Source organism: Pseudomonas sp. GL_135, from assembly GCF_057834665.1.
In genome coordinates this window covers 1953951-1979592 of record NZ_CM174408.1, presented here as the reverse complement: position 1 = coordinate 1979592, position 25642 = coordinate 1953951, and the positions used below count along the sequence as shown (strand labels likewise).

Here is a 25642-nt window from a genome sequence, read left to right as displayed (position 1 = left end):
TATCGAACCGCGTGATTAACCGGTGACCGCGACCGCCGCACTGCGTCCGCGGACCATTTTGCAGAACAGCGCGCCCACGGCCATCAGGCAGATGAATATGGCGCAGATCAGCAGGTTGAACCAGACCATGGCGACGAGGCACACCACCGCCAGCACCAGGGCGATCCCCGGCACGACCGGGTAACCCGGCGCGCGGAAGCTGCGCTCAAGGTTCGGTTCGCTGCGGCGCAACTTGAACAGGCTGAGCATGCTGATGATGTACATCACGATAGCGCCGAACACCGACATGGTGATCATCGCGGCAGTCAACGTCATGCCCTGCAGATTGATCACACCGTCGCTGAGAATCGCGATGATGCCGATCACACCGCCCGCGAGGATGGCGCGGTGCGGGGTCTGGAAGCGCGACAGTTTCGCCAGGCTCGGCGGCAGAAAGCCCGCCCGCGCCAGGGCAAAGAACTGCCGCGAGTAACCGAGAATGATGCCGTGGAAACTGGCGACCAGACCGAACAGGCCGATCCACACCAGCATGTGCATCCAGTTCGAATTGCCGCCCACCACGGCCTTCATTGCCTGGGGCAGCGGGTCATTGATGTTCGACAGCGTGCGCCAGTCGCCCACGCCGCCGGCGAAGATCATCACGCCGATCGCCAGCACCACCAAGGTCAGAATGCCCGCCACATAGGCCCGCGGGATGGTGCGTTTCGGGTCCTTGGCTTCTTCGGCCGCCATGGCCGCGCCTTCGATGGCGAGGAAGAACCAGATGGCAAACGGGATCGCCGCGAACATGCCGCTGATGGCCGGCAGGCCAAAGGTGTCGGAACCCGCCCAGCCGCCCAGTACGAAATTGCTGAAGCTGAAGCCCGGCGCGACAACGCCCATGAACACCAGCAGTTCAGCCACCGCCAGGACGGTGACCACCAGTTCGAAGGTCGCGGCGATGCTCACGCCCAAAATGTTCAGGGTCATGAAGACGAAGTACGCGCCGATGGCCGCAACCCTTGGGTCAAGGGACGGGTACTGCACGTTGAGGTAGGCGCCGATGGCCATGGCGATGGCCGGTGGGGCGAAGACGAATTCGATCAGTGTCGCCAGCCCCGCGATCATCCCGCCGGTGACGCCGAAGGCGCGCAAGCTGTAGGCAAACGGCCCGCCTGCGTTGGGAATCGCGGTGGTCAGCTCGGTGAAACTGAAGATGAAACAGGTGTACATCACCGCGACCATCAGCGTGGTCACCAGAAAGCCCAGCGTCCCGGCGGTGCCCCAGCCGTAACTCCAGCCGAAGTATTCGCCGGAAATCACCAGGCCCACGGCCAATCCCCACAAGTGCAGGGTTCCCAAGGTCGGTTTCAGTTGTGAAGCAGTCATGAGCGTGTACCCCGGTAGCCAGGCGACGGTATTTGTCTGCCGTCGAGCATAGTCACAGCGCGCCGGCCATGGCTTGACAGTGCGTTGCACCGTATGTCGTCTGCGGTCAAGTTTTCCGGGTATCTGCCGGGGGTGCGCCACGCTGGCGCGTGAAAACGGCCCGGTGCTTTATTGAGGGTCACGATTGAGGTCAGTGTAAGGCTGTGTTTCCCGATCGGCGTGGCACCGTAATTCCCAAAACTCTGGTTGCCGGATGAGTCGCCGGGTAGCACCGTGCCTGTTGTGGGAGCGAGCTTGCTCGCGAAGACGTCCGCCCAGCCGAGATGCGATCAAGCCTCCACAGCTCAATGGCAGGCCGGCCCGTGGGTGCCGGAAGCTGTGCTGAAGCCATGAAGGTATGACATTTGCTTGCACACATTGCCTACACACCGTCAGAGCCGTCACCCCCATGCTCCAGACCCTCGTCCCTGCCGCAGCATCGAACATGCCCGCCGCCAGCAATCGCGGCGTGCTGTCGGCTGCGGCCAATGGGCTTGACGGGTTCATCCTGCAGCACGGCGGTGATCTGGACCGCGTATTCGGGCGGTCCGGGATCGACCCCGAGCAATTGCTGCACCCGACCCTGAGCCTGCCGCTGACCAACTACTGCAAAGTGCTGGAAGAAGCCGCGAGCCAGACCGGCTGCGACAACTTTGGCCTGCGTTACGGCCAGCAATTCCGGCCTCAGGCACTGGGTCTGCTGGGCTACATTGGTCTGTGCTCGGCGACGCTGGAAGACGCGCTGATCAACTTTTCCGCCGCCTTCCCCTTCCACCAGCACAGCACGCTGATCGAACTGGTCGATCAAGGCGAGTGCTACCGGTTTGATTATCAGGTCCGCCACGGCGCGATCAACGAACGACGCCAGGACGCCGAACTCACAATGGGCATGGCGCTGAACCTCGTGCGCCACGTGCTCGGCCCGGACTGGGCACCTCGGCAAGTGGCCTTCGAACACGCCCAACCCCAGGGCTGGCACGAGCACCGCGACGTTTTCCGCGCTGATGTGCGCTTCGGGCAGGGCTGCAATTCACTGCTGATTCCCAAGGGCGATGTCGTCGGCAAGGCCATGCCGGGCAGCGACCCGATTCTGCTGATGCTGATCAAGGACGCGATCCGTCAGTTGGGCGAGAACGGCAGCAGCACGGGCAACCGCCACGAAGCGACGCTCCTTGACCGCGCTCGCCAGACCATCGTCGCCACCCTGCACCTGGGCGAACCGGCGCTGGAGGACATCGCCCAGACCCTGGGTCTGTCCGAATGGACCCTGCAGCGCAAACTGCGCGAACACGGCATCAGCTTCACGCAACTGGTCGACCAGATCCGCCAGGACTCGGCCCTGAGCCACCTGAAGCAGCAGAACCTCAGCATCACCCAACTCGCCTCGCTGCTGGGCTACTCGGAAACCAGCGCGTTCTCCCGGGCGTTCAAACGATGGTTTGGAGTCAGTCCGAAGCAGTGGCGTGGGGGTGATTGCCGGGTTTGAAACGCCGACGGCCGGCTTTCCTTGTTTTTCCAGACAGCACCGGTCATGTGGGAGTGACCGGGGTGGCGCTCCACCTTGCTCATGAAAGGGCCCAAACATTCAGCCACTTTCTCTGGTGACTGACAGGAAGCCTTCGCGAGCAAGCTCGGCTCCCACAGGTAAATCAGTCCCAGCGGGCAGCGCGGCGTCTGGATCAGAAGCGCCCTCTACTTACGCCCCAAATCCTGCAACCAGTCGTTCATGTTCCCCGGCAGCAGCAGTTCGTGCCGGGCGCGGGAGCTGGCGGTGTAGAGCAGCGAGCACACGCTGGCGAGGGAATGCGTCGAGCCTTCCCGCGGTGGGCGCATGAGGTCGCGGGAGAGCAGCACCGAGTCGAATTCCTGGTTCTTCACGTCTTCGACTTTCGCCAGTTTGAGGATGGCGGCCGGGTCGTTGCAGAAACGCTGGGTGGTGTCGAGGAAGTCCTGCAGCCGGTTGCCCTGGCAGAGCCACTCGTGCATGGCCTTGAATTCGTGACTGCCGCCCATGGCCGAGGCCAGTGCGTCCCAGTAAGCGAAGCGGAAGATCAGCCGGTGTTGCGGGCGCAGGTCTTCGCGGTAGAGCAGGTCCAGGCCTTTGACGAACAGCGTGAGGTTTTCAAGGGTGCGCAGTGGCATTTGAAAGCGCGCGCCTGCTTCGGTCAGGCGCTTGAACCAGGCAAACAAGCCCCATTCGTTGGCGACCAGAATCGTGGTGGGTTTTTCCGGGATCGGCATGACGCTGTGGCCGATGATCCTCGTCGAGTGCGGCGCGCGGCCGACGAAGCCTTCTTTTATGTCGCTGGGGTGCATCTGAATCAGCGGGTTGAGCACGTCGGCCATTTGCTTGCCGGCGCGAATCGACTGGGTCATGAATCGCTGGCGAATGAAGCCACCGTGGCGCGGGGTTTTGCCGCTGAGCTGCTGGAATTCGTCGCCCAACGTAATGACCGCCTGGGGGCTGCGGTCGAGGATCTGCACCATCGGCGCCGTCAGCTCGTGGCTCTCGTCGATGATGATGTGGCTGTAGTTCTCGGGAATGACTTCAGTGGTCAGCGCCAGAAACTTGATCCGGTGGCTGTTGCGGATCGGCAACCGAATATGCGGCGCCGAGGGCCTGACCGTTTCGCGCCAGAGCAGGCGGCTGTATTCCAGCAGCAGGGCGATGTCCGCCTGACTCGCCGCATGGCCCAGGGACGGCAAGTGCCGGGCCTCAATGTTGGCCAGCGGCGACAGGCTGAAACTGTGCACGGTGCTGCGGCAGACCCTGGCCACGTCGCGCGGGCTAAGCTTGCCCACCGCTTGCAGGTTCAGCCACTGCGCCACTTGCCGGTCATCGACCAGCGAGCTGGCGGTGGTGCGCTGCATGTCGGTGTTGCGCCAGCCGCGCGCCGTGAGATCGCGATTGAGCAGCAGGTTGGCCATGTGACCGAAGGTACACGCGTTGATCCGCGCATCGGGGTTCGCCTGACGCACCCGCGCCTGTAGCGCGGCCACCTGACCGGGAAAGGTCGCCATAAGCAGGGTCTTTTCCGGGACCAGGACCTCGAAGAACTTCGCTAGCAGGTAGGTTTTGCCCACCCCGGCATAGGCCTGCAGGTGGAACGACTCTTCGTTGCAGACCTTGAACTCGTCGAAGATCCGGCTCTGCTGATCGCTCAGGTGCAGCACGTCGCCGGACGGCATCACGACCTCACGGGTCAGGGGTTCCAGTTTGGCGCGATGGCGCAGGCCAAAACCGAAGTCCCACTGCCCTTCCCCGTCCAGGTAATCCTGCTGCTCGATGTCAGCGTCTTCGAGCAGGCTGACGCCGGCAATTTCAAGCACCGAGAGCCCTGCGGCCAGATGGTCGGCGGTAAATCTGCCGCGCACCAGATCGGCAAATCGGCCGCCGGCGTCTTCAACCGAGGCGGCCGCGCGCAGGACATCATCGAGCATGCGTTCGAGCTGTTCGACGGCGGTGTTTTGCGCGGCCAGGGCCTTGAGATTGAGCAGCAGCATGAGCGCGGCGAGTTGTGGCCGGCCTGCCTGATTGAGGAAATCGTCCAGCGATTCGCCAGCGGCCAGGCCTTTGCACACCTCTTCGGTCAGGGGCAGAAACAGTGACGGCGGTGGCGCGAAGGCAGCGGGTGATCTCATTGCGGGTGTCAGGTCCTGAGCGGCGCGTGGGCGCGGGCAGTCAAAAAGGAGCACAGCTTACTCCTGCCGCCCGATCACCGCCCACTTGCGTGTCGCCGTTACCACGGACGGCCCGAAAGACTACCGTCTGGCACGCCCTTCACACCCGGCTCTGCTGATGCCCCGCCACGCCGACCCGGGTGTGTTCCGAGCCGCCTTCGGCAACCATCTGCACGCGGCTTTCGATCCACATCACCAGTGGCGTTTTGTCGGAGCCGTTTTCGGCGACTTTCGGCGCAAGCTGGAAGCAGGTGCGCTCGTCGCCGCCGATGTGCTGCACCGCTGCGTTGGCGTGAACGGCGAAACCCGCGAGTGCGAATGCAACGGCGGACAAGGTGGTTTTGATCGGTGTCATGGTGTGATCCTCACGTAATCTTCAACGGGAATGGGCGAACCGGGCGGCCGGCGACACGTCATCCGCGCGGCCCTGGACTCAGTTGTCCTGCGGGCAGTTCTGGGCAACGGTCTCGTAATTCAGAACCTGTTGCTGGCCTTGGGAGTCGAGGTAGCGAAGGTGGGCATTGACCACGCCGCACGCCGGGCTTGGGTCGACTTCGGTGGACAAGGCCTTGGCGATGTCCAGGTGCTCGCCGTACATATAGTTGTGGGCTTGAGCAACGGGCTGGGCTTGGGCGGTCAGGGCGCCAAGGCTCATGGCGGCAAACAGGGTGGCGATGCTGAGGTTCTTCCAGTTCATGATGTTCTCCGGTATTCAAAGGGTCATTCGGTCAGGGTTCGAGGCGGTGTGTGTCTGTCGTCTCGATGGGTCCCATTGAACGCCCCGCAGGTATCTCGCTTGTGTCGCGAACCGCCGGAAAATCATCCTTACGTGTCAGAGCCCGCTGCAGATACACAGCGATACATTCGCGCCGAAAAACCTGCCTTTTGCATGCGCATGTATGCCCGGCAGCGCCAGATACAGTGGAATACAAACCCCGGCAGGCAAGTCACCCGCGACTGGTTAAGATGCGCCTCACACACATGAATACGGGAGCTGCGGCAATGGAGCACGTCGATCACATTCTGATTGTCGATGACGATCGCGAGATTCGGGAACTGGTGGGCAACTACCTGAAGAAGAACGGCCTGCGCACCACCGTGGTCGCGGACGGCAGGCAGATGCGTTCGTTTCTGGAATCGACGCCTGTCGACCTGATCGTGCTCGACATCATGATGCCCGGCGACGACGGCCTGCTGCTGTGCCGCGAGCTGCGCACCGGCAAGCACAAGACGACGCCCGTGCTGATGCTCACCGCCCGCAGCGACGAAACCGACCGCATCATTGGCCTGGAAATGGGCGCCGATGACTACTTGGTGAAGCCCTTCGCCGCCCGTGAACTGCTGGCGCGGATCAACGCCGTGCTCCGCCGCACCCGCATGCTGCCGCCGAACCTGATCGTCACCGAAGCCGGGCGTTTGCTGGCCTTTGGCAAATGGAAGCTGGACACCACCGCCCGCCACTTGCTCGACGCCCAAGGCACGGTGGTGACGCTCAGCGGCGCGGAATACCGCTTGTTGCGCACCTTCCTCGACCACCCGCAGCGGGTATTGAGCCGCGATCAACTGCTGAACCTGACCCAGGGCCGCGACGCCGATCTGTTCGACCGCTCCATCGACTTGCTGGTCAGCCGCTTGCGTCAGCGCCTGGCCGACGACGCCCGCGACCCGGCCTACATCAAGACCGTGCGCAACGAGGGCTACGTGTTCACCTACGCTGTGGAAATTCTCGGGGAAAGCCCATGAAGCTGAGCTTCGGATGGCCGCGCACCCTGGCCTCGCGTCTATCGCTGATTTTTCTGATCAGCCTGGTGCTGGCCCACGGTCTGTCGTTCGGCCTGCAATTTTATGAGCGCTATGAAAGCGCGATGACCACGATGCTCGGCAACATGGAGCGCGACCTCAGCACCACCGTTGCCATCCTCGAACGCCTGCCCGCCGACGAACGCCAGGCCTGGCTGCCACGTTTCGAACACCCCACCTACGTCTACATCCTGGGTGCCGGCCAGACCGGTACGCCGGTGGACATGGACAAGGCGCCAATGTCGGTGCATTCGATGCAGGAAAGCCTGGGCAACGATTACGCACTGACCTTCAATAACATCGCCGACAGCCGCCCGCACTACCAGGCGCATCTGACGCTGAAGGACGGCAACCCGCTGACGATTGACGTGCGCCCGCAGATCACCCCGCTGTCGCCCTGGCTGCCGCTGCTGTTGATCGGCCAACTGGTGCTGCTGTTTGTCTGCACCTGGCTTGCCGTACGCACAGCGATTCGTCCGCTGACGCGCCTGTCCCACGCCGTCGACAACCTCGACCCGAACGGCGAAGGCATCCGCCTGGATGAAAGCGGCCCGACCGAGGTGGCCTTCGCTGCCGTGGCGTTCAACACCATGCAGCAACGGATCTCGACCTACGTGAAGGAGCGCATGCAACTGCTGGCGGCAATCTCCCACGACCTGCAAACCCCGATCACCCGCATGAAACTGCGCGCCGAGTTCATGGACGATGGCGTCGAGAAAGACAAGCTCTGGAGCGACCTGAGCGAGATGCAGCACCTGGTTCAGGAAGGCGTCGCGTACGCACGCAGCATGGACACCTCAACCGAGACAGCGCGGCGCGTGGACATGGACTCATTCCTCGACAGCCTGGTGTTCGACTATCAAGACGTCGGCCGCGACGTGCAGTTGAACGGCAAGACCGGCGCCGTCATCGACACCCGCCCCCATGCCTTGCGCCGGGTGCTGGTCAACCTGACCGACAACGCGTTGAAGTTCGGTGGTGCAGCGGAGATTGAAGTGATCGCCCACGCCGATCAGAGCCTGACGCTGCACGTGCTCGACCGCGGACCGGGCATTGCCGAAGGGGAATTGTCGGAAGTGATCAAGCCGTTCTACCGCGTCGAAAGCTCACGCAACCGCGACACCGGAGGTACCGGACTGGGCCTGGCGATCGCGCAGCAATTGACGATCGCACTGGGCGGCACCTTGACGCTCACCAACCGCGAAGGGGGTGGGTTGAGTGCTCAGTTGAAGCTGCCCGCACGGATAGCGACAGGCGCGGTGAAGATCACGGATCTTTAGAGGATATTGACGTTGATTATCCCTGGTGGGACCGGCATCAGCCGTGAAGAGGCCAGCGTGAGCACCGAACCTTCTGCAGTGTGACGCCTGACGCATTCCCGGCTAAAGCCGGTCCCACTAACGGACCGCGCGCGCCTGTAGGACCGGCTTCAGCCGGGAAGAGGCCAGCGTGAGCACCGAACCTTTTGCAGTGTGACGCCTGACGCATTACCGGCTAAAGCCGGTCCCACTAACGGATCGCGCGCGCCTGTAGGACCGGCTTCAGCCGGGAAGAGGCCAGCGTGAGCACCGAACCTTTTGCAGTGTGACGCCTGACGCATTACCGGCTAAAGCCGGTCCCACTAACGGATCGCGCGCGCCTGTAGGACCGGCTTCAGCCGGGAAGAGGCCAGCGTGAGCATCGAACCTTTTGCAGTGTGACGCCTGACGCATTCCCGGCTAAAGCCGGTCCCACTGACGGACCGCGCGCGCCTGTAGGACCGGCTTCAGCCGGGAAGAGGCCCGTGTGAGCACCGAACCTTCTGCTGTGTGACGCCTGACGCATTCCCGGCTAAAGCCGGTCCCACTAACGGCATGCGCCGTGTCCGTGGGACCGGCTTCGTTAAGTCCCACAGAAGCAACGCGTGCAGTCAGTGTGACCGGCTTCAGCCGGGAAGCCTTTGATCTGCTTTTGATGTGCCTTTGATCTGCCTTCGCTGTTCAACCACAAAAGGCTCAGTCACCGCCAAACGCGACTTGGGTGCAGGCTGAACGCAGGTTTTGCGGAGTGGGCCGAGCCGCAGGGATGCGGCGAGAGCGCCGTCAGGACATGGATGTCCGTTCGGCGCGGGCCCACGGAGCAAGACCGGAGTGAAGGAACCCTGACGAAGGAAGGGCCCAACCGAGAGCAAGCACCCTTGGTTACTTGGGGTGCTTTTCCAAGTAACTCGCCGAAGGCGAAACCCGAGGCCGTTAGGCCGACGCTCTTGATCTTGAGAAATCAAAAATCCAGCTTCACCCGCGCCACCAACTGCCGCGGCTCACCGATGGAAATCGCCGGCGACCCCAACCCGCTCGCCGACGTGTAGTACTTCTCGTCGAACACATTCTTCAGATTCAACTGCAGCGTCACATCACGCTCATCCAGCTTCACCTTGTACGCCACAAACGCATCCGCGACCTTCGACGACGGCAGGTAATACTCCCTCCCCGCACCATCGTTCACACCCCAGCGGCTGGCAAACCGTGCACCGGCACCCGCGCGCAGATCACCCACACCCACGTGCCCGAAGTCACGGGTCAGGTACACCGCACCGGTGTGCTTCGACACGCCGTCCAGCGGTTCACCCTTGAGAATCGGATCTTCCAGCACTTTGGTGTCGGTATAAGCGTAGCTGCCGGTAATACTCCAGAACTCGTTCAACTGCCCGGTGATATCCGCCTCCAGCCCGCGCGAGCGCACCTCGCCGGACACCCGCGTGCAAGTCTCGGTGCCACACGCTTCGCTGGTCTGCACGTTCTGCTTGTTGATATTGAACAGCGCCACCGTCGCGGTGATCGCGTCGTTCTGGAACTTGGTGCCGATTTCGTAGGCCTTGCCCTCCTCCGGCGGCAGGTCGCCAATCGGCGAAGCAATCGAGGTATTCGGGCGGAACGACTCGGTGTAGCTGCCGTACACCGACCAGTCCGGCTGGATCAGGTACACCAGGCCGACGCGGGGCACGACCTTGCTGTCCTTCACGTCGGCGCCGACCACGAACGGCCGGCCCTTGCCGGTCAGCTCGTCGAAGGCGTCATAACGCAGGCCGGTCTGCAGGATCCACTTCTCGCCCAGATGCATGGCGTCCTGAACGAAGAAGGCATGGGTACGCAGGTGATCGGTCTGGTCGCTCTGGCCGGCATTGGCCGTAGTCGGTTGCTGAGTAACGCCATACACCGGCGCGTTGTAATTGAAGTCGACCTTGTTGGCGCTGCGGTACAGATCGCCCAGGTCGCGGTCGTTCTTCATGTAATCGGCGCCGATCAGCACTTCGTGGCGCACATCGCCCCAGTACAGGTTGCCGAGCGCGCTGACAGTGGCGGTGTGGGCGAACTGCACGGCATCGCGGGTGGCGTCGCCGCGACGGGTCACGGCGCCGGTGTTGTAGTTAGCCGAGATGAAGCGCGACTGGTAATCGTTGTAGTAATTGCGGCTGTAGGCGTAACCGGTACGCAGGGTCCAGGTGTCGTTGAGGCGATGGTCCATGCGCAGGTCGAGGGAATCAGAGCGGCCGGTGGTGACGTTGAACGGCTCGTCCAGACGCCGGCTGCGCGGGATGTCCAGTACCTTGCCGGTCTTGGGGTTGATCTGCGTGCCACGGTCGAAGGGCACGGAATATTCCATGTGCTCGTAGGCCACGGACACCGTCGTGTCATCGCCGTACCAGGCCAGCGACGGCGCGATGACCGACTGATCGATGCTGCCGAAATTGCGCCAGTAATCGTAGTTCTGCTTGTCGGCGATCACCCGGTAGGCCAGACCGTTGGTGCCGATCGGGCCGGTCAGGTCGATCTGCTCGCCACCGCCGCCAAAGCTGCTGCCGAAGGCCGAAACAGAGCGGGCCTTGACCAATTCCGGCTTCTTCGTCACCACGTTGATCACGCCGCCCGGGTCCTGCACGCCGTAGAGCATGGACGCGGGGCCCTTGAGCACTTCGATGCGCTCGGTGGTCGGGGTGAAGTTACGCGCCCGCACCGATTGCATGCCGTCGCGCATGATCGAGTTGTCGCGGTTGGTGCCGAAGCCGCGTTTCTGAATGGCGTCCTGAGTGCCGCCCAGGGTATTGCTTTGCTTGACGCCGCTGACCGCGTTGATCGCTTCGTCCAGGCTGAACGGCTGGCGGTCTTCGATGACCCGGTTGGTCACCACGTTAACGCTCTGCGGCACTTCCACCAACGGCGCTTCGGTGCGTGTGGCCACGGTCGCCTTGCGCGCCTGATAACTGTCGCGGCTGTGCTGGGTTTCGCTGACCTCGGGCTGGGACGTGGCGTCGATGTTGACCGCGTCCAGCTGCATTTCTTCAGCGCCGGCAACAGGGCTCATGCCCAGCGAGCACAACAGCGCCGTGGCTGAGCACATGCTCAACAACGATGCAGGACGAAGCACGGGGAAAGCGGACACGCGAAAACCGGATTGAGCTGTCATGGAAGCGAGAACCTGAGGCGTCGAGAAGCGATGCGCCTGTCACGAAACGCATCTGATTCTCACTACACGGATGCCGACACGGTTTACCTCACATGAATCTGAAAATAATTTTTAACCCGGCGTCCGCAGCGCTCGGTGGATACGGCGAAACACCCTGTATCATTCGCCGCGCTCACCCTCTTCTTACGTAGCGAAATCAAGGATTGTTCATGCGTATCCGCTCCCTGACTCCTCTTGCTTTGATCATTGGCGCGACGATGGGCGGCCAGGCCCAGGCCAGCAGTGACGACTCCTGCTACCCCAACTGGTCGCTGCTGCGCGACTCGCTGGACGTCTGTAACAACCTGCCCTTCCTCACGCCCGGTAACGACAGCCGGGTCAACCTGCGTCTGCTGCTGGCCGATCGCAAGGCGCTGACGCTCAAGCCCGGCGAACTGACCGAGCAGGAATTGGCCGAGGGCTATGGCCCGGTGCCGTTTGCGGCGTTCAGGTTGGCGAACGAAGAGATCGAGGGCGACGAAAGCGAAGAATCAGGCGCCGCCGCCATGGCCGACTTGCTGGGCAAGCTCGGCGTCAGCCGTGAGAGCAACGACACCGCCGGCCAGGCCTTTCTGCAGGGCGAAGGCAGCCGCTGTCGCAGTAACCGCGACGAGAGCGCCGCTGATTTCATCGGCCAGTTGCTCGACACCGAAGGGCTGTCCGCCACCGAGCGCCAATCCCTGGCCCGCGCGCGCCTGCAACTGCTGGACGCGTGCACCTGGGAGGCGGACAAACAGGCCAGCCTGTTGCCGACCGATGTCCAGTCGCCGGAAGCCAAGGCGTTTGCCGCCTACCTTCGTGCGGCCTCGGATTTCTACAGCGGGCGCTTCAGCGACGCTGAAAAAGGATTCAGCGGCCTCGCCGAGAGCGCGCAACCCTGGCTCAAGGAAACCGCGCTCTACATGATCGTCCGCACCCGGCTGAACGCCGCGCAACAGAACGCGTTCGACGAATACGGCAGCCTGAAAGAGGACCATGATCGCGCGCCTTACGCAGCCGTCGGTCAAGCCATCGAGCAGTACCTCAGCGTTTACCCCGACGGCCGCTACAGCCGCTCCGCCACCGGGTTGCTGCGCCGCGTCCACTGGCTGGCAGGAGACACCGACAAACTGGCCGCCGATTACGCCTGGCAACTGACGGAAGCCGGCGAGGCCCGGGCGTCTGCTTCGCCGGAAGCCTTGATTCAGGAAGCCGACAACAAACTGCTGACGACCCTCACCGGCGCCACGCCATCGCCGTTGATGACGGCGACCCATGACCTGATGATCATGCGCCCGGACCTGCCGAACCGGCTGACCCGCCAGCAGCTCGATGGGCAAAAAGCGCTGTTCGCGCAGCAACCGGCGATGTTCGATTACTTGCAGGCCGCTTTCGCGTTCTACGTCGACAAGAAACCTGCCGACGCGCTCAAGCATTTGCCGAACGACGTTCCCGAATCACTGGATTATTTGGCCTTCAGCCAACAGACCCTGCGCGGCCTGGCTTTGGAGGCGGGCAATGATATGCCTGGCGCCCGAGCGCTGTGGCTGAAACTGCTGCCCCTGGCGCTGCAGCCCCTGCAGCGCGAACAACTGCAACTGGCGCTGGCGATGAACTATGAACGCAGCGGGCAACTGACGAAGGTGTTCGCCAGCGATTCGCCGATCACCTCCGCCCAGGTGCGGCTGATTCTGCTGGGCAAGGTGGCCGACGCGACGCTGCTGCGCCAGCAGATCGGTCAGGGCATCAGCGATGTCGAGAAGGCCACCGCGCAGTTCGTCCTGCTCTACAAGGCGCTGCTGCACAGCCAGTACGCCGCGTTCGCCGATGATCTGAAAACGCTGCCGGAGCCGCCTGCGAACACCAAACTCGGCACCAGCCTGGGTTATGTCTACGACGCCGGCCAGACATTGCAGTTGTTCCGCTGGAACGGCGCCAAGGCCGAATCGGGTTACGCCTGCCCGAGCATCGGCGAGATCGCCGACGTGTTGCAGGCCGACGACAAGGACGCCAAAGGTCTGAACTGTCTGGGTGAGTTCATCCTGCGCAACGGCCTGGACGGCATGCCGCTGGATCAGAAGCCCGACGCGGGTAATTTGGGCAGCAGCGAACCCGGCTTCAAGGGTCAGGTTTTTTCGCGACTGAACGGCTATCAGACGGTGATCGCCGACAGCAAGGCCGCGCGGGACGACAAGGCCTACGCCCTGTTCAGGGCGATCAACTGCTACGCGCCCGCGGGCTATAACAGTTGCGGCGGCAAGGATGTGGCGCCCGCCGTGCGCAAGGGCTGGTTCAAGCAACTGAAAACCACTTACGGCGCCACCAGCTGGGGCAAATCCCTGCAGTATTACTGGTGATGAGGACGCCGTTTCGCTGGCGGGTGTGTGCCGGCGGGCTGATCGGTCTGGTCATCGCAGGCTTGAGCAGCGGCGTGGCCTGGGCGGCGGTGGGCGCCCGCGAGCACGATGCCTTCTGGCTGTGGAGCGGCGTGGCGACGCAGCCGGTGCTGATGAACCAGGCGAAAACCCTGTACGTGCTCCAGGGCCAGATCAGCACCACCCGTCGTGATCGGCAAACGCCGGCGCTGATTGCCCAGGGGATGAGCGTGAGGCGTCTGCCCCAGCGGGAGGTGTGGATCGTCTACCGCGCCCACACCCTGCGCTGGCCCGACCCGGTTTACAAACAGCTGCTGGGCCAGGTGCAACGCTGGCGGGACGCGGGCACAGCGGTCGCTGGCGTGCAGATCGATTTCGATGCGCGCACCCGTTATCTGCAGGACTACGTGGTCTTTCTCAAGGACCTGCGCCAGCGCCTGCCGTCTGATTTGAAGCTGAGCATCACCGGGTTGATGGACTGGAGCAGCAACGCGGATGCGCAGACGATCGGCGAGCTGAAAGGCGTGGTCGACGAAGTGGTGGTGCAGACCTACCAAGGCCGCCACAGCATCCCCGATTACGCCGCCTACCTGCCGCGCATCAGCCGGATGGGGCTGCCGTTCAGGATCGGTCTGGTGCAGGGCGGAGAATGGCAAGCGCCCGGGTATTTGCAGGACAGCCCGTGGTTTCGCGGGGATGTGGTGTTTCTGGTGAATCAGAAGTAGGTGAACGGGCCGCGTTTCATGCAAGGTCGGCAGGAGTGCGGTGTGATCGCTGGCCTCTTCCCGGCTAAAGCCGGTCCCACTGAGGACTCGCGTGCATCCCGTAGGACCGGCTTCAGCCGGGAAGGCGTCGGCCGCTGCGCCGCGAATCCGGCGAACTCACACCTCCATATCCAGCAACGCCGCACCCAGTGCCTTGCCGTGTGCATCCAGCGCCAGTGACCGTGTGACGCCCCCCTTCAAAATCCCCGGCAGCACAAAATTCAGCGCGTGTACGTTCGGCAGTTCATACCGAAGTACCCGCGAGCCATCGTCCCCCAGCAACTCGGCAAAATACTCAGCCACCCGCTCGGCCGTCAGCGCCTTGAGCAATCGCGGGTAGTCTTGCGCCTTGAAGGCGATGACCGAAATATTCGAGGTGTCGCCCTTGTCCCCGGTCCGGGAATGGGCCAGTTCGCGTAATTTCACGTTGCTCACGATGCATCCTCCAGATGAGCCTGCGCCTTGACGGCATCCCGCGGCATCAGCAGCGACGCCACTGCCACCACCTGGCGCACGGCCTTGGTCGCGCCGCCGCCGCCATAGGGTCCGTTGGTGTAAAGGGTTTCGACTTCATTGCCGATGCGCACGGCTTCGGCCTTGTCTGCACAACGGGCCGCAACACGTAAGCGCACTTCCCACGGCTCGGCCGCTGCCCGCGAACCCAACGTCGCACCGTGCAACGCGTCCACGCCAATCAGCTCGGCGCGCAGGTCATCGAAGACCACGCCGGTCAGCTGTAAGCGCTCCAGCACCACGTCCCGCGCCAGCTGCGCCCGGGCCAGTGCACCAGGCCCGCCGTAGGAAATCTGCCCCTCGCCGATCCAGCCGTCGAGATAACCCACCGAGACCTTCAGCGTCTCCGGTCGCGCGCGGCCATCGGCGCCTTCAGCCCGTACTTGGTTGGTGGCGACTGGATGAAAAGACACGCCGGAAAAATCCGCCGTCACGTCCGGGGTCAGGTACGCCGCCGGGTCGTGCACTTCATAAATCATCTGCTCGGTGCAGGTGGCGGTGTCGATGCGCCCGCCGGAGCCGGCGACCTTGCTGATCACCGCCCTGCCCTCGGCGTCGACTTCCGCCAACGGGAACCCCAGGCGCGCCAGGTTGGGTACCTCTTTAACGCCCGGATCAGCAAAATAGCCGCCAGTGATCTGCCCGGCGCATTCCAGCAAGTGGCCGATCAACGTGCCGCGTCCCAGCCGCGTCCAGTCGTCCTCGGCCCAGTCAAATTCAAAGAGCTGTGGCGCGAGAAACAAAGAAGGGTCGGCAACCCGGCCGGTGATCACCACATCGGCATCCGCCTTCAGCGCCTCGACAATCCCCTGGGCGCCGAGATAGGCGTTGGCTGAAATCAAGCGATCACCCAACGAAGCAATCGTCGCGCCGTTATCCAGCAACCGTTCAGGACTCGCCTTGAGAGCAGCGAGCACGTCATCCCCCGTCACCGCGGCGACCTTTAGCCCGTGCAGGCCCAGCTCGACCGCGATGCGCCGGACTTCCCGCGCCGCCGCCAGCGGGTTGGCCGCGCCCATGTTGCTGATCAGCCGCAGCCGACGCTGTCCGGCCTCGCGTCCGCGCCCCACGAATGGCAGCACGCGACGCATGCGCTCGCTCAACAGCGGGTCGAAACCGGCTTCGGGATCACTGAGCCGCGCCTGTTGCGCCAGGGCAATGGTGCGCTCGGCGAGGCACTCGAAGACCAGGTAGTCGAGGTCGCCCTTCTCGGCCAGCTCGACCGCCGGCTCGATGCGGTCCCCGGAATAACCGGCGCCGGAGCCGATACGTATTGTCTTCATTTAAAACACTCCCAGCAGCAGTGCGGTCAGGGTCATCAGCACCGATGCGGCAAACAGAAACGGAATGGTGAAGCGCTGGTGGTCGGCCAACTCGACCTTGCACAACCCGACCAGCAGGAAGGTCGCCGGCGTCAGCGGGCTGACCGGGAAGCCGGTGGTGTGTACGCCCAGCAGCGACGCCTGGGCCACCTGCAGCGGATCGACGCCCAGGGAGCGGCCGACTTCGGCGATCACCGGCATCACGCCGAAGTAGAAGGAATCGGGGTCGAACAACAGGCTCAGCGGCATGGACAGGAAACCCACCACCATCGGGATCAGCTTGCCGTGGCCGGCCGGAATCTGCGCCACGGCCACTTCGGCCATGGCCTTGAGCATGCCGGTGCCCTGCATGATGCCGGTGAACACTCCCGCTGCCAGAAGAATGCTGGCCATGGTCAGGGCGGTCTTGGCGTGGGCGTCGATGCGCGCGCGCTGGGCGTCGACATTGGGGTAGTTGATGCACAGCGCCAGCACCGTGCCGACCATGAACATCACCACCGGGTCGACCCAGCCGGAGATCATTATTCCCATGACGGCGATGGTCAGCAGCAGGTTGAGCCAGAACAGCCGCGGCCGGCGCAGCACCGCTTCCTGTTCGGTCAGCACCCGCTGCGGCACCACATCGATGTGCTCGGCCGTGGTCTGAAAGCGGCCCAGCCCAAGACGCTTTTCTTCACGCCGCCCGAGCATCCAGGCGCAGAAGAAGACAAACGCCAGGCCGACGATCTGCACCGGAATCAGCGGCTGAAACAGCTCGGACACCGGCACATGCAGCGCTGCCGATGAGCGCAGCACCGGACCGGTCCACGGCAGGAAATTCACCCCTGCTGCCATCGCAGCGACGCAGGCCAGGATCCGCCGATCGATGCCCAGCCGCGTGTACAGCGGCAGCATCGCCGGGATCGTCACGAGAAACGTCACCGCGCCGGAACCGTCGAGGTGCACCAGCAACGCCAGCAGTGCGGTGCCGACGACAATCCGCGTAGGACGCGTGCCCACCGTGCGCAGGATGCGGTCGATGATCGGGTCGAGCATACCGGCGTCGGTCATCACCCCGAAGAACAGGATGGCGAACACGAACATGCCGACCACCGGGGCGACGTTCTTGATGCCGGTGATGATGAAGCCGCTGGTTTGCAGACCGAATCCGCCGATCAGCGCGGCGATGATGGGCAAGGCAATCAGGGCGACCAGGGGCGAGAGGCGCTTGCTCATGACGGCAGCGAGCAGGCAGAGGATGGTAATGACACCGAGGGTGGCGAGCATGGTTTGATCCTTCGTCATCCCTGACCGGCTGGCGGCGGGATGAGCTGTTGTTGTTTTCATCGAGTATCGAAACGGGGGTAAGCTTTGTAAATTGAAATGTTCGGCACCCTGCGTTCGGAAAAACCGAATAGCGCGTGTACGGCAACTTCTTCGGAAAACTCAGCCATGAAGAACTCGATTCAGCACATCCGCGCCTTTTTGACCGTCGCCCACACCGGCAGCTTTGCCAAAGCGGCGCTGGAGCTGAACCTGTCGCCGTCCGCCCTGACCGTGCAGATCCAGCAGCTGGAAGAATGGCTCGGCGTCGCCCTGCTGGAGCGCAGCCCGCGTCAGGTCAGCCTGACCGCTGCGGGTCAGAACAATCGCGGGCCCATGGAGAAACTGCTGCTGGACCTGGACAACATCGTCAGCGGCTCGCGGGATCTGGCAGCGCTGCGCCGAGGCGTGGTGACCATCGCCGCCCTGCCCTCAATGTGTTCCGGCACGCTGCCGCCGCTGCTTAAAACCTTCCGCGAGCAGTTTCCTGGTGTTGAAGTGCGCCTGCGGGACGTGGTGGCGCAGCGGATCGATGTGCTGGTGCGTGAAGGCGAAGTGGATTTCGGGCTGGGGGTGCGAGCGCGGATGGGCCACGGGCTGACGTTCGAGGTGGTGATGGTCGACCGGCTGAGTCTGTTCGTCCCCGCTGATCATCCGCTGGCACGGGAGCGCTCGATCACCCTGCAGGCCCTGGCCGGGCAGCCGATCATCCTTACCGGTCGCGACAGCAGCGTGCGCGAGCGGGTGGAGCAACTGTTTGCTGAAGAAGGACTGGCACTGACGCCGGGGCTGGAAGCGAACTACATGTCGACGGTCATGGCGCTGGTACGGCAAGGCCTGGGGATGACGTTGCTGCCGGAATCCGCCGACGAAGGCCGCGGCGATTTGATACAGGTGCGGGTCGAGCATCCTGGGGTGTGTCGGGAGATCGGCCTGATTACCCGTACGGGTGTGAGCCTGAGCCCCGCCGCCCAGAGATTTGTCGAGACAATGAAAAGCGCCCTGTGAGCGCAAAGCCTGTCGCAGCCTGTCACTAAACGCTCAAAGCACCCTGTGCTAGCTGAACGCCACCTGAACACCTGCATGACAAGCAGGGATTTGCAAAAAAACCAGTGCAGCCATTCAATAATGAGTATCATTATGTTACACAATGGCTGAATGCGAATGGCTACCTGACGCATTCACGTCGCACACCCTATCAGATCTGCACCGGTGATAAATGCTCGTTCCTTTTTTGATCATGCTGCGCGAAGGGATTGAAGCCGCGCTTATCGTTGGCATCATTGCCAGTTACCTGAGACAGACCGGCCGCGGCGAGTGGATGCCTGCGGTGTGGATCGGCGTGTTTCTGGCGGTCGCCCTGGCGCTGTTCGTCGGTGGTGGCCTGGAGATGGTCAGCGCTGAATTCCCGCAAAAGCAGCAGGAACTGTTCGAAGGCATCGTCGGCCTGGTGGCCGTGGTGATCCTCAGTTCGATGGTCGTATGGATGCGCAAGGTCGCCCGCTCGGTCAAACATGATCTGCACCAGTCCCTGGACGCTGCTTTGGCCGGGTCGAGAAACCAGACTTACGCCCTGATCGGCATGGTGTTCTTTGCTGTCGCCCGTGAAAGCCTCGAAACCGTGTTCTTCCTGCTCGCCGTGTTCCAGCAGAGCGAGGGCGTGTCCGGTCCGCTGGGTGCGCTGTTCGGCCTGATAATCGCGGTGTGCATCGGCGTCGGCATCTACAAAGGCAGCATGCGCCTGAACCTGAGCAAGTTTTTCCGCTACACCGGCCTGTTCATCCTCGTGGTGGCAGCGGGCATTCTGGCCAACTCCGTGCGTTCGCTGCACGAAGCCGGGGTCTGGAACCACTTTCAGGACGTGGTCTTCGACATCAGCGCGATCCTGCCGATGGACGGCCCAACCGGCTCGGTGCTGGCCGGCATGTTCGGTTATCAGGATGCGCCGACCGTCAGCGTGCTGGTGGCGTACCTGGCGTACCTGGTTTTTGCGCTGTTCCTGTTCTTCAAGCCCCAGGCGCGGGTGGTGAGTCTGCCCACCCGCCCGGCCCATGAACACGGCCACACTTCTTCCGTTACGCATTCAGTTACGAACAAATAAGGGCACTCATGAACTCCACTGCCAACGGCCTTCCTCCCAAGAAAGCCAAGCCATCTCGCGCCCTGCAGTTCGCCGTTGCGGGCTCGGTGGTGCTAATGATCGCCGCCGGCGCCATGTTTTATTTCGCCTCCCAGGCCGCGCAGAAGAAGCGCATCGCCAACAGCGGCAATGAAACGGTCGTGACCATTAACGCGAAAAGCTGCGAGCCGAATTCGATCACCGTGCCGGCCGGCAAGAACGCGTTCCGCATCGTCAACGCCTCGGATCGCGCCGTGGAGTGGGAAATCCTCGACGGCGTGCTGGTGGTGGAAGAGCGGGAAAACATCGTCCCGGGGCTGAGCCAGATCATCAACGCCAACCTGCAGCCCGGCGACTACGCCATCACTTGCGGCCTGCTGAGCAATCCGCGCGGCACGTTGCACGTGACGCCGACCGCGGAGTCTGACGCCGCTGCCAAAGCGCGTCCGTCGATGGTCGCCTTCATCGGGCCGCTGTCCGAATACCGCGTCTACCTGAGCACCCAGAGCAGCGCGCTGATCCGCGCGACGAACGATTTGCAGCAAGCCATCGACAGCGGCGATCTGGCCCAGGCGCAGAAAGCCTATGCGCCGGCCCGCGCTGCCTATCAGCGCATCGCCCCTGCGGCCCAGCGCCTGTCCGAGCTGGACAACGCCATCAACGCCCGCGCCGATTACTACGAAAAACGTGAGCAGGATCCGGGATTCGGCGGCTTCCACCGCCTCGAATTCGGCCTGTTCTCGCAGAAATCCGTCGACGGCCTGGCGCCGGTCGTGCAGAAGCTGCAAGCCGACATCGCCAGCCTGAAGCAGCAATTGCTGGCCCAGAGCATCGCCCCGGAACAGCTGGCGAGCATGGTCGTGCGCAACATGCGCAGCATTGCCGAGGTCCGCAGCAACGGCGAAGAAGAACGCTACAGCCACCTCGACGTGAACGGCTTTGCCGCCAACCTTGAAGGCACGCGCAAGGTTATCGAGCTGCTGCGTCCGCTGCTGGCCAAGTCCTCCGGCGACGTGCTGAAAAAGATCGACACCGCGAGCACCGCGCTGGATGACCAGTTGCTGATGCTCAAGACCGCCGACGGCTTCAAGCCGTACGACCAGGTCAGCACCGAACAACGAAAACAAATAGCAGACAAGGCCAAGGCACTGGCCGACGCACTCGATGGAATCGATCCGGCCCTCGGCCTCTCAGGCCTGTAAGCGTGCCCTGGCGGGTGTCCATGCACCCGCCCGGCCCTGAAACCAGAGCGAAGACAGCATTCACATGAAAGACTCCGATTCAAAAAACGCGCCGATCTCCACTGACCGTCGCCGCGTCCTGCTGGGCCTTGGCGCTGCAGGCGCAGCGGTGGCCGGTGCCAGCCTGACCGGTAACGCGTTCGCCGCCCCCGCGCCGGCGCAGGTCACCGAAGCACCGAAAAGCGAAAAGACCCAGGACCACAACGCGTTCCACGGTCAGCATCAAAGCGGCATCGTCAACCCGCGCCCAACCGCCGGGATGATGGTCTCTTTCGACGTACTGGCCCAGGACCGGGAAGACCTCGAGCGCATGTTCCGTACGTTGAACGAGCGCATTGCGTTTTTGATGACCGGCGGCCCCGTGCCCCAGGTTGACCCGAAACTGCCTCCACTGGATTCCGGCATCCTCGGCCCGGTGGTCACGCCGGACAACCTCACCATCACCGTGTCGGTGGGTGACTCGCTGTTCGATGACCGCTTCGGGCTGGAACCCGTCAAACCCAAGCGTTTGCAGCGCATGGTCGGTTTCCCCAACGACGCGCTGGAAGCCGATTGCTGCCACGGCGACTTGAGCATTCAGTTCTGCTCCAACGCCCCGGACAGCAACATTCACGCCCTGCGCGACATCGTGAAAAACCTGCCGGACCTGCTGCTGGTGCGCTGGAAACAGGAAGGCACCGTCCCCGCCCAGGCCCCGTTGAAACCGGGCCAGGCGCCGGAAAGCGCGCGCAACTTCCTGGGTTTCCGCGACGGCTCGGCCAACCCGGATTCGAACAACCAGAAGACCATGAACGAACTGGTCTGGGTGCAACCGGGCAGCGACGAGCCGGCCTGGGCCGCCAACGGCAGCTATCAGGCGGTGCGCATCATCCGCAACTTCGTCGAGCGCTGGGACCGTACCCCGCTGCAGGAACAGGAAGCGATCTTCGGCCGGGTCAAAACCACTGGCGCGCCGATGGACGGCAAGACCGAAGCCGACGTTCCGGATTACCACAAAGACCCGGAAGGCAAGATCACCAAGCTGGATTCGCACATTCGCCTGGCCAACCCGCGCACCGCTGAAACCCAGCGCAACCTGATCCTGCGTCGCCCGTTCAACTACTCGAACGGCGTGAACAAGAACGGTCAGTTGGACATGGGCCTGCTGTTCATCTGCTATCAGGCGGACCTGGAGAAAGGCTTCATTACCGTGCAGACACGCCTCAACGGCGAGCCGCTGGAGGAATACCTCAAGCCCATCGGCGGCGGGTATTTCTTCACCCTGCCGGGCGTGGTCGACATCAACGATTTCATCGGCCGGTCCCTGTTGGCCGCCTCTGCCCAGACAACAAAAACTGCCTGACACCCCTTACCTCACAGGAAGAGCTCTATGAAAAAGTCGCCTCTCGCGTTGTTGCTTACCTTTGGCGTGTTGCAGACATCGATGTCCGCGTTCGCCGCCACCGCGCCGCTGGACCTGGTCACGCCGGTTTCGGACTACAAGATCTACGTGACGGAAAATGTCGACACCCTGGCCGCCGACACGCAGAAGTTCACCGACGCGATCAAGAAGGGCGACCTGGCGACGGCGAAGAAGCTGTTCCCGACCACGCGTCTGTCCTATGAGTCGATCGAGCCGATTGCCGAGCTGTTCAGCGACCTGGACGCGTCGATCGACTCCCGCGAGGACGACCACGAAAACGGCGTGAAGGCCGACGATTTCACCGGTTTCCACCGTCTGGAATATGCGCTGTTCTCGCAGAACTCCACCAAGGATCAGGCCGTGTTCGCGGACAAGCTGCTGGCTGACGTGAAAGAGTTGCAGTCGCGTATTGCGGACATGACGTTCCCGCCGGAGAAGGTCGTGGGCGGTGCGGCTGCGTTGATGGAAGAAGTGGCGGCGACCAAGCTGTCGGGCGAGGAAGACCGTTACAGCCATACCGATCTGTATGATTTCCAGGGCAACGTTGACGGTTCGAAGAAGATCGTCGATCTGTTCAAGCCGCAGCTGGAGAAGTCGGACAAGGCATTCGTGGCGAAGGTCGAGAAGAACTTTGCGACGGTGGACAAGATCCTGGCGAAGTACAAGACCAAGGACGGTGGCTACGAGACGTACGATAAGGTGAAGGAACAGGACCGCAAGGCGCTGGCAGGCCCGGTCAATACGTTGGCTGAAGATCTGTCGCAGATGCGCGGGAAATTGGGTTTGAACTGATTCTTCAGGTTCTGAATAGCCCGCTTGCCGAGAGATCGGCAGGCGGGCTTTTTTATGGGCGCGCCGTTTGTTGGATTGGCGCTCTATCCATTATTTGTGTGGGCTGGAATTATGGTTCCGCCCTTACGGCGGGTCACTTTTGGCAAAAGCGCCCCAAAAGTAACCAAAAACGCTTTGCTCCCGGTTGGGCCCGACTTCGTCGGGTTCCTTCACTCCGGTCTCGCTCCGTGGGCCCGCGCCGAACGGGCATCCATGCCCTGACGGCGCTCTCGCCGCATCCATGCGGCTCGGCCCACTCCGCGAAACCTGCGTTCAGCCTGCACCCAAGTCGCGATTGGCGGTGACTGGGCTTTTTGCGTATGAAGATCAAAAGCGTTGAAGCAGATCAATGGCTTCCCGGCTGAAGCCGGTCCTTGTGACCGCGGTGTTTGTAGGGACTGGCTTTAGCCGGGAAGAGCCCGGATTGCTCACCATCAGTCTTGCGGCGTGACGATCGACGCTTTCCCGGCTGAAGCCGGTCCTACAAGACGCCGCATGCATTCAGTGGGACCGGCTTTAGCCGGGAAGAAGCCAGCCAGGGCGCCAACCATTTTGCTGACCGCACCCCCATCCTGTGGGAGCGAGCTTGCTCGCGAATGCTGCATTTCAAACACCGATTATCGGCGGATGTACCAATGCCTTCGCGAGCAAGCTCGCTCCCACAAGTACCCAGTATCCTCAGGCCGCAATCCGCTTTTGATCTGCTTTTGATCTGCTTTTGATCTTCATACTCAAAAAGCCCAGACACCGCAAAACGCGACTTGGGTGCAGGCCGAACGCAGACGACGCGCAGTGGGCCGAGCGGCATGGATGCCGCGAGAGCGCCGTCAGGACATGGATGTCCGTTCGGCGCGGGCCCACGGAGCGTCGTCGGAGTGAGGGAACCCGACGAAGTCGGGCCCAACCAGGAGCAAGCACCCTTGGCTGCTCTTTAAAACCAAGAGGGGGGTGCTTTTCCAAGTAACTCGCCGAAGGCGAAACGGTCTGCCCCCAGGCAGACGCCTTTGATCTTGATCCTAAAAACACGGGATCAGATCCCGCTGAACCAGTTGTACCCCTGATCCTCCCAATACCCCCCGGGATTCTCATTGCTCACCACAATCTCGACGATATGCTTCGGATTCTTGAAGCCCAGCTTCGTCGGCACCCTCACCCGCAACGGATAGCCATACTCCGGCGGCAACGCCACCTCGGCAAAATCCAGCGCCAGCAACGTCTGCGGATGCAATGCCGTCGGCATGTCCAGACTCGAGTAGTACCGATCCGCGCACTTGAACCCGACAAACTTCGCCGTCGTATCCGCCCCCACATGCTCCAGGAACGTGCGCAACGGCACACCGCCCCACTGCCCGATCGCGCTCCAGCCCTCAACGCAAATCAAGCGCGTGATATCGCTGCGCTGGGGCAACTTGCGCAAACCTTCCAGCGTCCACGGCGCCTTGTCCCGCACCAGCCCCGACACACCCAGCTTCCAGTCCGCCGTGTCCAGCTCCGGAATATCATCCTCGCTGTAGAACGCGTTGAACGGAAACGGGTTACGGACCTGATCCTTGGTGAACGTCGGCGCCAACTTCTGCCCGCTGAACAGCCAGGCCTGAACCCGATCGTTCCACCGCGACATGCTCCACAGCACCTTATCCACCTGATCGCCGTCCTGCAGGTTGCAACCGGTGAGCATCGCCATCGCGCCCACGGTCAGGCCGCCTTTGAGGAAATGCCGACGCTGCAAACTCTCCAGCTGGATCTGCTGGGCCGGTTCCAGTTTGATGCGCGCAATGGCGCGTTTTTTTGGCTCAATCATGCTCGACCTTCCCGCTCTCTATCCCACGCTTGCCGCCAGTGATCATCGGCATCAGGGTTTTCGGCACCATCAGCACCAGCGCCAGATGCACAACCACGAACGCGCCAATGAACGCCATCGCCGCAAAGTGCACATACCTGGCGAAGTCGTAGCCGCCGAACACGGCGGTCAGTTCCTGCAACTGGATCGGCTTCCAGATCGCCAGCCCCGTCAGCACGATCAACACGCCGGCGGCCAGCACCAGCCAATACATCAGGCGCTGCACGGCGTTGTACACGCCCTTCTCGTGTTTGAGACGAAAGCGCAGCGCATCGAGCATGTCGCGCTTCACCGCTGTGGGGGTGACCGGCAGAAAGTCGCGCTTGAAATGCCGCGTGAACAGGCCATAGAGCACGTAGATCAGGCCGTTGATCACCAACAGCCACATTACGGCGAAGTGCCACGCCAGCGCGCCGCCCAGCCAGCCGCCCACGGTGAAATCCCGGGGGAACGAGAAGCTGAACAGCGGCGACGCGTTATAGATGCCCCACCCGCTCATGAACATGCAGACCATGCCAAAGGCATTGATCCAGTGCGTCAGGCGGATGGGCCATGGATGAATTCTGGTTTTTTTCATGGTGCGA

Annotated in this window: 20 protein-coding genes; 10 read left to right on the top strand and 10 right to left on the bottom strand. The window is 62.7% G+C overall.

The features are described 5' to 3' along the window. Positions 1–15: 15 nt before the first annotated feature. Entirely contained in the window at positions 16–1368 is a 1353-nt protein-coding gene (eat, locus tag AC3ISG_RS08970; RefSeq protein WP_122534432.1) for an ethanolamine permease, read from the bottom strand. 448 nt (positions 1369–1816) lie between these two features. Here eat and qhpR point away from each other — a divergent pair, with 448 nt between their 5' ends. After that, positions 1817–2893: an AraC-like transcriptional regulator QhpR gene (gene qhpR / locus AC3ISG_RS08965; protein WP_272633988.1), complete on the top strand. Its 1077-nt coding sequence runs from the start codon at positions 1817–1819 to the stop codon at positions 2891–2893. 206 nt (positions 2894–3099) lie between these two features. On the opposite strand, the gene AC3ISG_RS08960 is transcribed toward qhpR, so the two are convergent. The 3 genes from AC3ISG_RS08960 to AC3ISG_RS08950 form a co-directional block, all read right to left on the bottom strand. Then, a complete protein-coding gene (locus AC3ISG_RS08960; protein WP_489299030.1) occupies positions 3100–5049 on the bottom strand; it encodes an AAA family ATPase in 1950 nt (649 codons plus the stop codon). A 139-nt stretch (positions 5050–5188) separates the two neighbouring features. Beyond that, positions 5189–5443, bottom strand: coding sequence for a hypothetical protein (locus AC3ISG_RS08955; RefSeq protein WP_489299029.1), 255 nt, complete (start codon positions 5441–5443; stop codon positions 5189–5191). 78 nt (positions 5444–5521) lie between these two features. Further along, positions 5522–5785, bottom strand: a complete 264-nt coding sequence (locus tag AC3ISG_RS08950) for a DUF2790 domain-containing protein (RefSeq protein WP_074891841.1) — start codon at positions 5783–5785, stop codon at positions 5522–5524. A gap of 305 nt (positions 5786–6090) precedes the next feature. Between AC3ISG_RS08950 and AC3ISG_RS08945 the strand changes: the two genes are divergently transcribed. Then, complete coding sequence (locus AC3ISG_RS08945) at positions 6091–6831, top strand: response regulator (RefSeq protein WP_122534429.1); 741 nt, start codon at positions 6091–6093, stop codon at positions 6829–6831. Then, positions 6828–8168, top strand: coding sequence for an ATP-binding protein (locus AC3ISG_RS08940; RefSeq protein ID WP_489299028.1), 1341 nt, complete (start codon positions 6828–6830; stop codon positions 8166–8168). The genes AC3ISG_RS08945 and AC3ISG_RS08940 overlap by 4 nt, the downstream gene beginning before the upstream one ends. A gap of 979 nt (positions 8169–9147) precedes the next feature. On the opposite strand, the gene AC3ISG_RS08935 is transcribed toward AC3ISG_RS08940, so the two are convergent. After that, complete coding sequence (locus AC3ISG_RS08935) at positions 9148–11274, bottom strand: TonB-dependent siderophore receptor (protein WP_489299483.1); 2127 nt, start codon at positions 11272–11274, stop codon at positions 9148–9150. Between the two features lie 266 nt (positions 11275–11540). Between AC3ISG_RS08935 and AC3ISG_RS08930 the strand changes: the two genes are divergently transcribed. Next, the gene (locus tag AC3ISG_RS08930) at positions 11541–13706 is read left to right on the top strand and encodes a PA5441 family protein (protein ID WP_489299027.1); all 2166 of its coding nucleotides are present in this window, start codon (positions 11541–11543) and stop codon (positions 13704–13706) included. After that, positions 13676–14449 (top strand): DUF3142 domain-containing protein, encoded by a 774-nt coding sequence (locus AC3ISG_RS08925; protein ID WP_489299482.1) that lies wholly within the window; start codon positions 13676–13678, stop codon positions 14447–14449. The genes AC3ISG_RS08930 and AC3ISG_RS08925 overlap by 31 nt, the downstream gene beginning before the upstream one ends. Positions 14450–14605: 156 nt before the next feature. Here the strand turns inward: AC3ISG_RS08925 and AC3ISG_RS08920 are convergent, their stop codons facing one another. The 3 genes from AC3ISG_RS08920 to AC3ISG_RS08910 are packed head-to-tail and all read right to left on the bottom strand — an operon-like array spanning position 14606 to position 17718. Further along, complete coding sequence (locus AC3ISG_RS08920) at positions 14606–14923, bottom strand: AtuA-related protein (protein WP_489299026.1); 318 nt, start codon at positions 14921–14923, stop codon at positions 14606–14608. Then, positions 14920–16284, bottom strand: coding sequence for an acyclic terpene utilization AtuA family protein (locus tag AC3ISG_RS08915; protein ID WP_489299025.1), 1365 nt, complete (start codon positions 16282–16284; stop codon positions 14920–14922). The genes AC3ISG_RS08920 and AC3ISG_RS08915 overlap by 4 nt, the downstream gene beginning before the upstream one ends. After that, positions 16285–17718 carry a CitMHS family transporter gene (locus tag AC3ISG_RS08910; protein ID WP_489299481.1) on the bottom strand — a complete coding sequence of 478 codons (1434 nt, stop codon included), beginning with the start codon at positions 17716–17718 and terminating at the stop codon, positions 16285–16287. 36 nt (positions 17719–17754) lie between these two features. On the opposite strand from AC3ISG_RS08910, the gene AC3ISG_RS08905 reads away from it, so the two are divergent. From AC3ISG_RS08905 to efeO (AC3ISG_RS08885), 5 genes are all read left to right on the top strand, one after another. After that, on the top strand, positions 17755–18633 hold the full coding sequence (locus AC3ISG_RS08905) for a LysR family transcriptional regulator (RefSeq protein WP_489299024.1): 879 nt from the start codon (positions 17755–17757) through the stop codon (positions 18631–18633). A gap of 211 nt (positions 18634–18844) precedes the next feature. After that, the gene (gene efeU / locus AC3ISG_RS08900; RefSeq protein ID WP_122534420.1) at positions 18845–19726 is read left to right on the top strand and encodes an iron uptake transporter permease EfeU; all 882 of its coding nucleotides are present in this window, start codon (positions 18845–18847) and stop codon (positions 19724–19726) included. An 8-nt stretch (positions 19727–19734) separates the two neighbouring features. Next, positions 19735–20946 carry an iron uptake system protein EfeO gene (gene efeO / locus AC3ISG_RS08895; RefSeq protein ID WP_489299023.1) on the top strand — a complete coding sequence of 404 codons (1212 nt, stop codon included), beginning with the start codon at positions 19735–19737 and terminating at the stop codon, positions 20944–20946. Between the two features lie 64 nt (positions 20947–21010). After that, a complete protein-coding gene (efeB, locus tag AC3ISG_RS08890) occupies positions 21011–22327 on the top strand; it encodes an iron uptake transporter deferrochelatase/peroxidase subunit (RefSeq protein ID WP_489299022.1) in 1317 nt (438 codons plus the stop codon). Positions 22328–22354: 27 nt separating this feature from the next. Further along, on the top strand, positions 22355–23179 hold the full coding sequence (gene efeO / locus AC3ISG_RS08885; protein ID WP_122534417.1) for an iron uptake system protein EfeO: 825 nt from the start codon (positions 22355–22357) through the stop codon (positions 23177–23179). A 1069-nt stretch (positions 23180–24248) separates the two neighbouring features. Here efeO (AC3ISG_RS08885) and AC3ISG_RS08880 read toward each other — a convergent pair. Together AC3ISG_RS08880 and AC3ISG_RS08875 are read right to left on the bottom strand one after the other, a co-directional pair. Continuing rightward, positions 24249–25019, bottom strand: coding sequence for a molybdopterin-dependent oxidoreductase (locus tag AC3ISG_RS08880; protein ID WP_122622695.1), 771 nt, complete (start codon positions 25017–25019; stop codon positions 24249–24251). Further along, entirely contained in the window at positions 25012–25635 is a 624-nt protein-coding gene (locus tag AC3ISG_RS08875) for a cytochrome b/b6 domain-containing protein (protein WP_489299021.1), read from the bottom strand. Before AC3ISG_RS08875 ends, AC3ISG_RS08880 begins: the two co-directional genes overlap by 8 nt. Between the last annotated feature and the right edge of the window lie 7 nt (positions 25636–25642).